Source organism: Mycobacterium sp. IDUB_1 (genome assembly GCF_055419625.1).
In genome coordinates this window covers 338,226-350,542 of the sequence record NZ_JBVAYA010000004.1, presented here as the reverse complement: position 1 = coordinate 350,542, position 12,317 = coordinate 338,226, and the positions used below count along the sequence as shown (strand labels likewise).

12 protein-coding genes are annotated in these 12,317 nt (G+C 69.1%); 7 read left to right on the top strand and 5 right to left on the bottom strand.

From position 1 onward, the window contains the following. Window positions 1-2 precede the first annotated feature (2 nt). The 5 genes from ACZYYX_RS22640 to ACZYYX_RS22620 all read right to left on the bottom strand — a co-directional run bounded on the left by ACZYYX_RS22640 (window position 3) and on the right by ACZYYX_RS22620 (window position 4,186). Window positions 3-1,337 (bottom strand): cryptochrome/photolyase family protein, encoded by a 1,335-nt coding sequence (locus tag ACZYYX_RS22640; protein ID WP_463816866.1) that lies wholly within the window; start codon window positions 1,335-1,337, stop codon window positions 3-5. Window positions 1,338-1,471: 134 nt separating this feature from the next. Then, window positions 1,472-2,053, bottom strand: coding sequence for a fasciclin domain-containing protein (locus ACZYYX_RS22635; RefSeq protein WP_463816865.1), 582 nt, complete (start codon window positions 2,051-2,053; stop codon window positions 1,472-1,474). Between the two features lie 38 nt (window positions 2,054-2,091). Further along, complete coding sequence (locus ACZYYX_RS22630) at window positions 2,092-2,775, bottom strand: fasciclin domain-containing protein (RefSeq protein WP_463816864.1); 684 nt, start codon at window positions 2,773-2,775, stop codon at window positions 2,092-2,094. A gap of 131 nt (window positions 2,776-2,906) precedes the next feature. Next, window positions 2,907-3,317: a nitroreductase family deazaflavin-dependent oxidoreductase gene (locus tag ACZYYX_RS22625; protein ID WP_463817188.1), complete on the bottom strand. Its 411-nt coding sequence runs from the start codon at window positions 3,315-3,317 to the stop codon at window positions 2,907-2,909. A 35-nt stretch (window positions 3,318-3,352) separates the two neighbouring features. Then, a complete protein-coding gene (locus ACZYYX_RS22620; protein ID WP_463816863.1) occupies window positions 3,353-4,186 on the bottom strand; it encodes an NAD(P)H-binding protein in 834 nt (277 codons plus the stop codon). Window positions 4,187-4,290: 104 nt separating this feature from the next. On the opposite strand from ACZYYX_RS22620, the gene sigI reads away from it, so the two are divergent. The 7 genes from sigI to ACZYYX_RS22585 all read left to right on the top strand — a co-directional run bounded on the left by sigI (window position 4,291) and on the right by ACZYYX_RS22585 (window position 12,295). After that, the gene (sigI, locus tag ACZYYX_RS22615) at window positions 4,291-5,154 is read left to right on the top strand and encodes an RNA polymerase sigma factor SigI (protein WP_463816862.1); all 864 of its coding nucleotides are present in this window, start codon (window positions 4,291-4,293) and stop codon (window positions 5,152-5,154) included. A 4-nt stretch (window positions 5,155-5,158) separates the two neighbouring features. Beyond that, entirely contained in the window at window positions 5,159-6,313 is a 1,155-nt protein-coding gene (gene dxr / locus ACZYYX_RS22610) for a 1-deoxy-D-xylulose-5-phosphate reductoisomerase (protein WP_463816861.1), read from the top strand. A 29-nt stretch (window positions 6,314-6,342) separates the two neighbouring features. Next, entirely contained in the window at window positions 6,343-7,590 is a 1,248-nt protein-coding gene (locus ACZYYX_RS22605) for a M50 family metallopeptidase (RefSeq protein ID WP_463816860.1), read from the top strand. A gap of 10 nt (window positions 7,591-7,600) precedes the next feature. Then, the gene (gene ispG, locus ACZYYX_RS22600; protein WP_463816859.1) at window positions 7,601-8,767 is read left to right on the top strand and encodes a flavodoxin-dependent (E)-4-hydroxy-3-methylbut-2-enyl-diphosphate synthase; all 1,167 of its coding nucleotides are present in this window, start codon (window positions 7,601-7,603) and stop codon (window positions 8,765-8,767) included. Window positions 8,768-8,817: 50 nt separating this feature from the next. Further along, a complete protein-coding gene (locus tag ACZYYX_RS22595; protein ID WP_463816858.1) occupies window positions 8,818-9,681 on the top strand; it encodes a GNAT family N-acetyltransferase in 864 nt (287 codons plus the stop codon). Then, window positions 9,681-10,343 carry a GNAT family N-acetyltransferase gene (locus ACZYYX_RS22590; RefSeq protein WP_463816857.1) on the top strand — a complete coding sequence of 221 codons (663 nt, stop codon included), beginning with the start codon at window positions 9,681-9,683 and terminating at the stop codon, window positions 10,341-10,343. Before ACZYYX_RS22595 ends, ACZYYX_RS22590 begins: the two co-directional genes overlap by 1 nt. Window positions 10,344-10,471: 128 nt before the next feature. Continuing rightward, complete coding sequence (locus tag ACZYYX_RS22585) at window positions 10,472-12,295, top strand: penicillin-binding transpeptidase domain-containing protein (RefSeq protein WP_463816856.1); 1,824 nt, start codon at window positions 10,472-10,474, stop codon at window positions 12,293-12,295. Window positions 12,296-12,317: the final 22 nt, after the last annotated feature.

Genomic DNA, 12,317 nt, shown 5'->3' with positions numbered 1-12,317 from the left:
AGTCACCCCAGGCTCTTGTAGCGGCGCAGCGCTTCCTCGCGCTCCTGGCCGTGGTCGACGATCGGCTCCGGATAGTCGTCCGGCCGGTCGCCCTCGAGCTTGTGGACGTTGTCGACGTCGGCCAGTTCGGGAACCCAGCGCCGGACGTAGTCGCCATCGGGGTCGAACTTCGCGCCCTGCGTGGTCGGATTGAACACGCGGAAGTACGGCGCCGCATCGGTTCCGCACCCTGCCGCCCACTGCCAGCCGTGCTGGTTGTTGGCCATGTCGCCGTCGACCAGCTGCTCGAGGAACCACCGGGCTCCCCACTGCCAGGGCAGGTGCAGATCCTTGACCAGGAACGACGCCACGATCATCCGGACCCTGTTGTGCATGAACCCGCTCTCGGCGAGCTGCCGCATGCCGGCGTCGACGATCGGGAAGCCGGTCTTGCCCGCCTTCCACGCCTCGAATGCCGCCTGTGCGTCCTTGCCCTCGTCGACCTCGATCGCGTCGAAGGAGGGGTTGAAGTTCCACCAGGTGCTGCGCGGCCACTCCCGCACCACCGACGCGTAGAAGTCGCGGAAGGCGAGCTCCCGCAGATACGCCGCGGCCCCCTTGCCTCGGCCGAGGTCGGCGGCCATCGTGCGGGGATGGATCGCGCCGAATTTGAGGTGCGCCGACATCCTGCTGGTGGCCGCCAGATCCGGCCGGTTGCGGTCGTCGGCGTAGCCGGACAGCCCGTCGGCGAGGAAGTCCTTCCACTGGCTGAGCGCGGCGCGTTCCCCGGCGGGGATGTCGATCTCGGCGTCACCCTTCGGGATCGAGACGGTCTTCGCGCCCTTGACGTCGCTGGGGTCGATCCATTGGGCGCTCTTCGCGCCGGAGTCGGCCGGCTTGCGCCAACCGTGCTTCTGCCACGCCGTGAAGAACGGGGTGAACACCTTGTAGGGGCTGCCGTCGGCTTTGGCGACGCGACCGGGCGACACCAGGTAGGGCGAACCGGTGGCGACGAGCTCGATGTCGCCGAGGGCGTCGCGCACCTTCTCGTCTCGGGCCTGGCCGAACGGGGTGAAGTCGTCGGAGACGTGTACCGCACTCGCGCCGACGGTCTTGGCCAACTGGGGAATTCGTGAATGTGGCGCGCCACGGGTGACCAGCAGCCGGCCGTCGAGGCTTTCCTGCAGATCCCGCAGGGCGTCGTAGAGGTAGCGCAGCCGGCGCGGGCCGGCGGACCTCTCCAGTCGCGGGTCCAGCACGTAGCAGGCCAGCACGTCGCCGTCGTCGCCCGCAGCGGCGAGGAGGGCGGGGGAGTCGGCGAGCCGCAGGTCGCGGCGGAACCAGAGAACGGCGGGCATGCCTTGATGCTGCCCCGTGCGGCGGCGGGGGAAACGGAAAAGACGTTGACGGATCGATGACGAGGGCGCCGGCCCCTGCTACAGACGACACAGGCCCCCCGCCGTAGTGGCGAGGGGCCCGGGCCGCGAAACGGTCAGGCAGCCGGCGGCATCAGAACCGTGTCGATCAGGTACACGGTCGCGTTGGCGGTCTTCACGCCGCCGCACACCACCGAGGCGTTGTTGACCATCAGATGGTCAGGCGTACCCGTCACGGTCAGGTCGGCGCCCTGCACCGTCTTGTGGGTGCCCACGACCTGCGCGGGATCGGCCTGGCCCGGCACCACGTGATAGGTGAGGATGCTGGTCAGCAGCGGTGCATCGGTCTTGAGCTTCTCGATCGTCGCCGGGTCCACCTTGGCGAATGCCTCGTCGGTCGGGGCGAACACGGTGAACTCACCACCGTTGAGGGTGTCGACGAGGTTCACCGCGGGGTTGAGCTTGCCCGAGACGGCCGCGGTCAGCGTCGTGAGCATGGGGTTGTTGGCGGCCGCCTCGGCGACCGGGCTCATCGACATGCCCTGGACCGATCCGGGTCCGGCAGGCACCTGGGCGGCATAGGCGGCGCAGCCCGGACCGGCCGGCTGGGCGGCCGCCGACGGGGCGGTGCCGAGGATCAGGCCGGCAGCGGCGGCGGCGGTGAAGCCGAGGGTTGCTATGTGTCGTGCTGTTGTCATGACGGTGTTCTCCTGTTGTCGAAGGGTTTTCAGCTGCGTCAGGCAGCCGGGGGCATCAGGACGGTGTCGATCATGTACACCGTGGCGTTGGCGGTCTTGACCCCGCCGCAGACCAGTCCGGCGTCGTTGACCTTCAGGTCGTTTCCGGCTCCGGTGACGGTCAGATTCGCGCCCTGCACGGTCTTGTGCTCGCCGGCGACGGCGTCTGGGCCGGCCTGGCCGGGCACCACGTGGTAGGTCAGGATGCTCGTCAGCAGGTTCGAGTCGGTCTTGAGCGTCTCGAGGGTCGCGGGGTCGATCTTGGCGAACGCGTCGTCGGTCGGTGCGAACACGGTGAACTCACCACCGTTGAGGGTGTCGACGAGGTTGACGTTCGGATTGAGCTGACCCGACAGGGCCTGGGTCAGCGTCTTGAGCATCGGGTTGTTCGACGCGGCGACGGTGACCGGGTCGGCCGACATGCCGGCCACCGAGCCCGGGCCCGACGGGACCTGCTCGGCGTAGGCGGCGCAGCCGGACCCGATGAGGTTGGCGGCCGGATCCGCGGCGGCGCTGGTCGGGGAGCTCGAGCTGCCGGTCGCCGACTCGACCGCAGAAGAGGCGGCGCTGGTCGCCGACGAGGCAGTGCTGGCGGCTTGCTCGCTGGAGCAGGCTGCTGCTCCGAAGATGGCCACGGCGGCCAGGCTCGCGGCGGTGACGGTCTTGCGGTGAACGGTGATCATCACTTCATCCCTTCGGTGGGGCGGGCGTCGGTGCCCGTCCTTGGCTGTCGGGGGTTATTCATCGCTGTTCGCATTTCGGATGGGCCGAGACGCCTCCTGTCACACTTGCGTCACACAGTCGGTTCCCAGATTCACCGACCCGCTGGGTCGAAGCGGAAGACCGCGAGCCGGCCGGCGAGCGCGGCGAATTCCTGGGGCGAGCCCTCGACCACCAGGCCGGCGCGTCGTGAGAATGCCACTCCGACAGGGACTTTCACCGCAAAGGCGCGCAGGATGGGCCGCGACTGCTCGACGTCGAGTTCCACGATGCGCACCTGCTGTGAGCGGCGGCCGTGCCGGAGGGTGCCGGTGCCTGCTGCTCGCGCGTTGGCCGCCCAGTCACTGCCGGGGTAGCCGGCGACGACGTAGAGGTGGCCCTCGTGGCGGAACGGCGTCATCGGTGTGCTGCGGGGCCGACCCGTCCGGCGACCGGGCACGGTGAGGATCATCGCGGGTCCCGGGCGAAGTCCAGCCCTTACTGCTGCAGTGAGAATCCGGTTCATGGGTTTGAGCCAGCGGGGCGGCCGCGGGTCGGCACTCACCGCGCCCCCAACCCTGCGGCGCGTACTGCTGCGGCGAACGTCGTCGCGGCGCGGCCGGTGATGCGCTCGACCTCGTCGGTGACGGTCGCGGTCGTACTGACCGCGTCGGCGAGCATCGCGAGGTAGGCGTCGGCGAATTCGGCGGCGAATCCCTGGTCGACGAACCGTTGTCGTACCGCGGGTGCCGCGATTTCGTGGTAGCGCAGTCGGCAGCCGGTGACGGCGGCGATGATCGACACCATCTCGGCGTTGGTGAGCGCCTGCGGACCGGTCAGGGGAATTCTGCGGCCCACCAGATCGTCATCGAGCAGCGCGCGCACGGCGACGGCGGCGATGTCGACCTCGACGATCGGCGCCATCGACGCGTCGGCGAACGGGCCGGCGACGGCCCCGGAGGCGAGCTGAGGTGCCCACATCGCGAAGAAGTTGGTGACGAAGACGCTCGGCCGCAGGCTCACCCACTCCAGTCCGGAGTCGACGGCCAGCTGTTCAGTCTCGCGGTTGCGGTCACCGCGGAATCTCGACGGTTGATGCGTGACGTCGTCGTCGACGTTGATCGCCGATAGAGCGACCAGGCGACGCACGCCGGCGGCCTGCGCAGCAGCCACGACCCGCTCCAGTCCGGCGCCCAGCGCGCGGGAGTTCAGGAACACGGCGTCGGCTCCGGCGAGGCCGGCGTAGGCGTCGGACACGACCTCGACGCCGGGAGGGAACGGCGGGGCCGGGGTGCGGGTCACCGCACGAACCCGAACGCCTCGGGTGGACAGCTGATCGACGAGGGGACGCCCGACGTTGCCGGTGGCGCCGGTGACGAGAATGGTTGTTGGCATGCCATCACGACGGGGCTGTGCCCGAGAATGTGACGCCCGAGAATGTGACGCCCTGCGATCGGGGACTCCGGTAACTTTCCGCGCAGGCGTCCCGTCCTAGAGGTATGACCGCCGACTTCACGACCCAGTGGCGCGCGCATCGCGCCTACCTCGTCAACGTCTGCTATCAGATGCTGGGTGATCTCGGGGACGCCGAGGACGTCGTCCAGGAGTCCTTCGTGCGGTTGTCACGTGCGAGCGACGTCGAGGACACCCGGGGCTGGCTGACCGTCGTCGCGGGCCGACTCTGCCTCGACATGCTGCGGTCGGCGCGGGCGCGGCGCGAGCAGGTGGTCGCTGACGGGGTCGCAGAACAGCTCTCCCGCGAGCCCGACCCCGCCGACAGGATCACCCTCGACGACCAGGTCAGCGGAGCACTGTGGGAAGTGCTGCGACGGCTGACGCCCGGCGAGCGGGTGGTGTTCGTTCTGCATGACGTCTTCGGCCTGCCCTTCGACCAGATCGCGGCGACGGTCGGCCGGCCCGCCGGCACCTGCCGCCAACTCGCCCGCCGGGCCCGGCTGAAGTTCGCGGATGCCCCGGCCCGGCTCGCCGCGGTCGACTCGTGCGAGCACCACAGGCTGACCGAGGCGTTCATCGATGCCTGCGCGCACGGCGACCTCGACGCGCTGTCCGCGCTCCTCGACCCCTCGGTGTGGGGAGTCGGCAGGATCATCGGACCCGACGCGCCGCCGCCGCAGATCAATCACGGTCCTGCACAGGTCTCGGTCAACCTGCTGCGCTACCTCGATCCGGGCACGACCCTCGTCGCCGCCGCGACCAGTCCTCCGGTGCTCATCGCGTCGCGGCGGCGCCGCGCGTTCGCGATGATCCACCTCACCGTGCGCGACGGCCTGATCTGCGCGATCGAGGCGAGCGTCGATGTGTCGGCGGCTTTTTCCGATCCTTCTCCTGGCACGGCACAATGAAGCGGTGACGCGACGCGTTCTGATCCTCGGCAGCACTGGATCGATCGGCACCCAGGCCCTCGACGTGATCGCCGCCAACCCGGATGAATTCGAGGTCGTCGGGCTGGCCGCAGGTGGCGGCAATGTCGATCTGCTCGCCGAGCAGCGGGCGCGCACCGGCGTCACCGCAGTCGCCGTCGCCGATCCGGCGGCCGCCGAGAAACTCGGTGACGTCACCTACAGCGGACCGGATGCGGTCACCCGTCTCGTGCGCGACACCGAGGCCGACGTCGTGCTCAACGCGCTCGTCGGCGCGCTCGGGCTGCAGCCGACGCTGGCGGCGCTGGAATCGGGTGCACGGTTGGCGTTGGCCAACAAGGAGTCTCTCGTGGCGGGGGGTCCGTTGGTGGTCAAGGCCGCCGCGCCGGATCAGATCGTGCCGGTGGACTCCGAGCATTCGGCGCTGGCGCAGTGCCTGCGCGGGGGCACCCCCGATGAAGTGGCGGCGTTGGTGCTCACCGCCTCGGGTGGGCCGTTCCGCGGCTGGTCGGCCGAGCAGCTCGAGGCAGTCACCCCCGAGCAGGCGGGGGCGCATCCCACCTGGTCCATGGGTCCGATGAACACGCTGAACTCTGCCTCGCTGGTCAACAAAGGGCTCGAACTCATCGAGACACATCTGCTCTTCGGCATCGACTACGACCGAATACAGGTGGTGGTCCACCCGCAGTCGATCGTGCATTCGATGGTCACGTTCACCGATGGCTCGACGCTGGCTCAGGCGAGCCCGCCGGACATGAAGCTGCCTATCGCCCTCGCGCTGGGATGGCCGTCCCGCATCGCCGGGGCCGCAGCCGCGTGCGACTTCACCACCGCCTCGACCTGGGAGTTCGAGCCACTCGACGACGACGTGTTCCCTGCCGTGCGCCTGGCTCGGGAGGCAGGCAAACGGGGTGGCTGCCTGACCGCGGTCTACAACGCGGCCAACGAAGAGGCAGCCGCGGCGTTCCTCGACGGCAGGATCGGATTCCCCGCGATCGTGCGCACCATCGAGGCCGTGCTGCGCGCTGCCGACCAGTGGGCCGCCGAACCAGCTACCGTGGACGATGTGCTCGACGCCCAGGACTGGGCCCGAGACCGTGCCCGCCGGGCCGTCGAGCACGAACTCGCAGGTACTGGCTAGGAGTAGGCGCAGACAGGGATGTTCAGACGATGATGTTCACGATCGGCATCGTGCTGTTCGCACTGGCCATCCTGCTGTCGGTGGCTCTGCACGAGTGCGGCCACATGTGGGTGGCCCGCGCGACGGGCATGAAGGTGCGTCGCTACTTCGTCGGCTTCGGGCCGACGCTGTGGTCGACCCGCCGGCCCAACCGGCTGGGCTCCACCGAATACGGCGTCAAGGCGGTCCCGCTGGGCGGCTTCTGCGACATCGCGGGCATGACGTCTGTCGAGGAACTCGATCCCGAAGATCGCCCGTATGCGATGTACCGGCAGAAGACGTGGAAGCGCGTCGCGGTGCTCGCCGCAGGCCCGGGGATGAACTTCGTCATCGGCCTCGTGCTGATCTACGCGATCGCCATCATCTGGGGTCTGCCCAATCTGCACCAGCCCACCAACGCGATGGTCGGGCAGACCTCGTGCGTCAAAGACGAAGTGACGCAAGGCAATCTAGGGGAGTGCGTGGCGGCCAGCCCCGCCGCGGCGGCAGGCATCCAGGCCGGCGACGTCATCGTCGCGGTCGGGGGCACCCCGGTCGCCAACTTCGACGAGATGTCCACCGCCGTGCGCAAACTCAACGGCCCCACCGAACTCACCGTGCAGCGCGAGGAGAACGGGCAGACCCGCGAGTTCGTCACCACGGTCAACGTCACGCCGAGCCAGCGGTTCGTCGCCAAGGACGGCGCAACCGACGGTGCTGAACCGACGCCAACGCAAGTCGGCACCATCGGCGTGGCCGCGGCCAGTTTCGGGCCCACCCAGTACAACCCGCTGTCCGCGGTCCCCGCGACCTTCGCCTTCACCGGCGATCTGGCCGTCGAGATCGGCAAGTCGCTGGCCAAGATCCCCACCAAGGTCGGGGCGCTGGTGCAGTCCATCGGTGGCGGGGAACGGGACCCGGAGACCCCGATCAGCGTGGTGGGCGCCAGCATCATCGGCGGTGACACCGTCGAGGCGGGGCTGTGGGTGGCGTTCTGGTTCTTCCTCGCCCAGCTGAACTTCGTGCTCGGCGCGGTCAACCTCGTCCCGCTGCTGCCGTTCGACGGCGGCCACATCGCGATCGCGCTGTACGAGAAGCTGCGCAACATGGCACGCACGGCGCGCGGCAAAGTGGCCGCCGCGCCGGTCAACTATCTCAAGCTGATGCCGGCCACCTACGTGGTGCTGGTGTTGGTGGTCGGCTACATGCTGCTGACCGTGACCGCCGACCTGGTCAACCCGATCAGGTTGTTCCAATAGGAAAGCTGTGATGACCTCCATCGGTTTGGGAATGCCGGCCGCGCCGGCGCCGGTTCTGGCTCCGCGCCGCAAGACCCGTCAGCTCAAGGTCGGCGACGTCGGCGTGGGCAGCGATTCGCCGATCTCGGTGCAATCGATGTGCACCACCAAGACACACGACATAAACGCCACGCTGCAGCAGATCGCCGAGCTGACCGCATCCGGATGTGACATCGTCCGCGTCGCCTGCCCACGCCAGGAGGACGCCGACGCGCTGCCGATCATCGCCAAGAAAGCCAACATCCCGGTGATCGCCGACATTCACTTCCAGCCCAAGTACATCTTCGCCGCGATCGATGCCGGATGCGCCGCCGTCCGGGTGAACCCCGGCAACATCAAGGAGTTCGACGGCCGGGTCAAGGAGGTCGCCAAGGCGGCCGGCGCCGCGGGCATCCCGATCCGGATCGGCGTCAACGCCGGCTCGCTGGACAAGCGGATGCTCGAGAAGTACGGCAAGGCCACTCCGGAGGCGCTGGTCGAATCCGCGCTGTGGGAAGCGTCGTTGTTCGAGGAGCACGGCTTCGGCGACATCAAGATCAGCGTCAAGCACAACGATCCGGTCATCATGGTCGAGGCGTACGAGCAGCTGGCGGCGAAGTGTGACTATCCGCTGCACCTCGGCGTCACCGAGGCAGGTCCCGCCTTCCAGGGCACCATCAAGTCCGCCGTCGCATTCGGCGCCCTGCTGTCGCGCGGCATCGGCGACACCATCCGGGTGTCGCTGTCCGCGCCGCCGGCCGAAGAGGTCAAGGTCGGCACACAGATCCTGGAGTCGCTGAATCTGCGGCCCCGCGGTCTGGAGATCGTGTCGTGCCCGTCGTGCGGACGCGCGCAGGTGGACGTCTACACGCTCGCCAACGAGGTCACCGCGGGCCTGGAGGGCATGGACGTGCCGCTGCGGGTCGCGGTGATGGGATGCGTGGTCAACGGACCGGGCGAAGCGCGCGAGGCCGACCTGGGTGTGGCGTCCGGCAACGGCAAGGGTCAGATCTTCGTCAAGGGCGAGGTGATCAAGACGGTGCCCGAGGCGCAGATCGTCGAGACGCTCATCGAGGAGGCCATGAGGTTGGCGGCCGACATGGACACGGCGCAAGGTTCCGGGGATGCCAGCGGTTCGCCGATTGTGACCGTAAGCTGAGCGCACGGCCTCATTAGGGCTGCACAAGGGTCGTCGCAGAAAGAGTCCAGATGTCGGCTCCTCCGCTTTTTCGCCTCGTTGACGAGCGAAGGGTGTCGGTGGTGCGCGACATCCGTGACATGACCGCCGTCCGGCAGGTTCTCGACGACGATCCGGTGGCCTCCTGCATGGTGGCGTCCCGGGTTGCCGAACACGGCATCGAGCCGGCGGCCATCGGCGGAGAGCTGTGGACGCGTCGGCGGGCCAGCGAATCCCTCTGCTACGCCGGGGCCAACCTGATCCCGCTGCGGGGTGCGGCCAGTGACCTGAATGCGTTCGCGGACAAGGCGATGAGCACGTCGCGCCGGTGTTCGTCGCTGGTCGGGCGCGCGGAACTCGTGCTGCCGATGTGGCAGCGCCTCGAGCCGGTCTGGGGCCCCGCTCGCGACGTGCGCGCCCACCAGCCGTTGATGGCCCTGGGTGGCGCTCCGTCCTGTGCGACGGATCCCGCGGTGCGGCAGGTGCGCATGGACGAGCTGGACGCCTATCTGGTCGCGGCGGTCGACATGTTCATCGGCGAGGTGGGCATCGATCCGCGCACGGGTGACGGAGGCCGCGGCTACCGGCGCCGGGTCGCCGGGCTGATCGCCGCCGGCCGGGCGTGGGCGCGCTTCGACCGCGGACAGGTGGTGTACAAAGCCGAGGTGGGATCGCAATCACCGGCCGTCGGCCAGATCCAGGGCGTGTGGGTACATCCGGACCTGCGCGGCCGGGGGATGGGTACCGGCGGAACCGCGACCGTCGCCGCGGCCGTCGTCGCGAGTGGACGCATCGCCAGCCTGTACGTCAACAGCTTCAACACCGTTGCGCGCGCAACCTATGCGCGGATCGGGTTCACCGAGGTCGCCTCCTTCGCCACGGTGCTGCTGGACTGATGGCCGACCAGGATGCGACGCAGCGCACGATCGTCGCCGACGCGATGATGCGTGCGCTGGAGTGCCGCCATGACGTGCTGGACGCGGTGGTGGCCTCCGAGGACTACGACGCCGCGATCGAAGCGCTCGCCGATCTGCTCGACACCACCGCCGAGGCGGCCGAGGCAGTTCTGCGGTTGTCGTTCGACCGGCTGACCCGGGTGTCGCGGCGGCGGATCGCCGCGGAGTTGAACAGCCTGACCAGTCAGCAGTCGATGAATGCCCCGGTCGAGCAGGCACCGGGGTCAGCGCGTCGCCTGCGGCTGAGGCCTTTCCGCGCGGACGTCGACCACGACATCTTCGCCGCGCGCACCGACGACGTCCGCGCCGCCGGCGACGGCACTGACGCGCCTCCGCGCGAGCTGGCCGACGAGATCCGCGACGCCGTGACCCGGGTCGCGGCCGAGGAGGCGGCGTGGCTGGTGGCCGAGGTCGGCACCGCCAAGGTGGGCATGGTGTTCGGTGAGTTGTGCGGCGGCGAGGTCGACGTGCGGATCTGGATTCACCCTGACCATCGAAAGCAGGGTTACGGCACCGCTGCGCTGCGGACGTCGCGCTCGGAGATGGCCGCCTATTTTCCGGCCGCGCCGCTCGTGGTCCGGGCCCCGGCCGCCGGGGCGTAATTTCCCGCGCCGAGATCGACGAAATGGTGGATCTCTCTCGTACTTCTGCGCCCAAACGTCGGTTTGGGCGGTTGTTGCGCGGTGCGCCTTCGGCGATATCGGATCGTTACTTCTTAACATCAGTCCCAATGGTCACAAGAGTCTCTTCCGCATCAGCGACCGCGCGACTGACGGCCGTCGTCAGCATCGTGGTTCTCGCCCTGACGTTGGGTGCGTGCACGCCGCGGCCCGACGGGCCCGAGCCGACCGCCGAGGCGTTCTTCACCGCACTGGCCACCGGTGACACCGGCGCCGCAGCCGCACTGTCCGACCGACCCGACGCCGCCCGCGACGCACTCAACGAGGCGTGGGCCGGCCTGCAGGCCAAGGCGCTGGACGCCCAGATACTGAGCGCCAAGTACGCCGAGGACACCGGCAGCATCACCTACCGCTACACCTGGCATCTGCCCAAAGACCGGAGCTGGACCTACGACGGCCAGCTCAACATGATCCGCGAGGAGGGCCGCTGGCAGGTGCGCTGGACCGCGACCGGCCTGCATCCCCGCCTCGGCGAGAACCAGACGCTGGCGCTGCGTGCCGATCCGCCGCCGCGGGCATCGGTCAACGAGCGCAGTGGCACCACCGTGCTGGTTCCGGGCTTCCGGTACGGCTTCGCCCTCGACGCGAAGGCCGCGGGCGAGCAGTTGATGCCGACCGCGCGGGCGGTCGCCGACGCGTTGCGCCGCTTCGACAACACCCTGGATCCGCAGCGTCTCGCCGAGCAGGCCAGCTCGTCGGCCGGACCGCTCAACCTGGTCACCCTGCGCCAGGCCGACCGCGACGCCGTCGCCGGCGCGATCGGGGCGCTGCCCGGGGTCGTCATCACCCCGCAGCCCGAGATGGTGCCCACCGACGAGCATTTCGCGCCGGCCCTGATCGACGAGGTGAAGAAGACCGTCTCCGACGAACTCGACGGATCACCGGGCTGGCGCGTGGTCACGGTCAACCAGAACGGCGTGGACGTCGACGTGCTCAACGAGGTGCCGGGAACCCCCGCCCCGTCGATCAACATCAGCCTGGACCGGGCCGTGCAGAACGCGGCGCAGAACGCCGTCGACGTCACTGGCAAGCAGGCCATGATCGTGGTGATCAAGCCGTCGACCGGCGAGATCCTGGCGGTGGCCCAGAACACCTCCGCCGACCAGGAGGGCCCGCTGGCCACGATGGGGCTCTACCCGCCGGGGTCGACGTTCAAGATCGTCACCGCGGGTGCGGCGATCGAGCGGGACATGGCCACCCCCAACACGCTGCTCGGGTGCCCCGGCCACCTCGACATCGGGCATCGCACGGTGCCCAACTACGGCGGCTTCGACCTGGGCACGGTACCGATGTCGCGTGCATTCGCCAGTTCCTGCAACACCACCTTCGCCGAACTGGCCAGCCGCATGCCTCCGCGCGGGCTCACCCAGGCCGCCTCGCAGTACGGCATCGGGCCTGACTACAAGATCGCGGGGCTGTCGACCGTGAGCGGCTCGGTGCCGCCGACGGTCAATCTCACCGAGCGCACCGAGGACGGCTTCGGTCAGGGCAAGGTGCTCGTCAGCCCGTTCGGCATGGCGCTGGCTGCCGCCACCGTCGCGGCCGGTCAGACCCCGGTGCCGCGGCTGATCGCCGGCCGAGAAACCGAGGTCAGCGGCGACCGGCAGCCCATCCCGGCCAGCGTGGTCGACAACCTGCGGCCGATGATGCGCCTGGTCGTCACCAACGGCACCGCGAAGGACCTACAGGGAGCGGGCGACGTACGCGGCAAGACCGGCGAGGCCGAGTTCGCCGGCGGCTCGCACTCCTGGTTCACCGGCTATCGAGGTGACATGGCCTTTTCAGCCCTGATCGTCGGCGGCGGGAGTTCGGAGTACGCGGTGCGCATGCTCAAGGGCATGCTCGATTCACTGCCGCCCGACTACCAGGCCTGAGCGCACCGCCCGGCGGTACGGT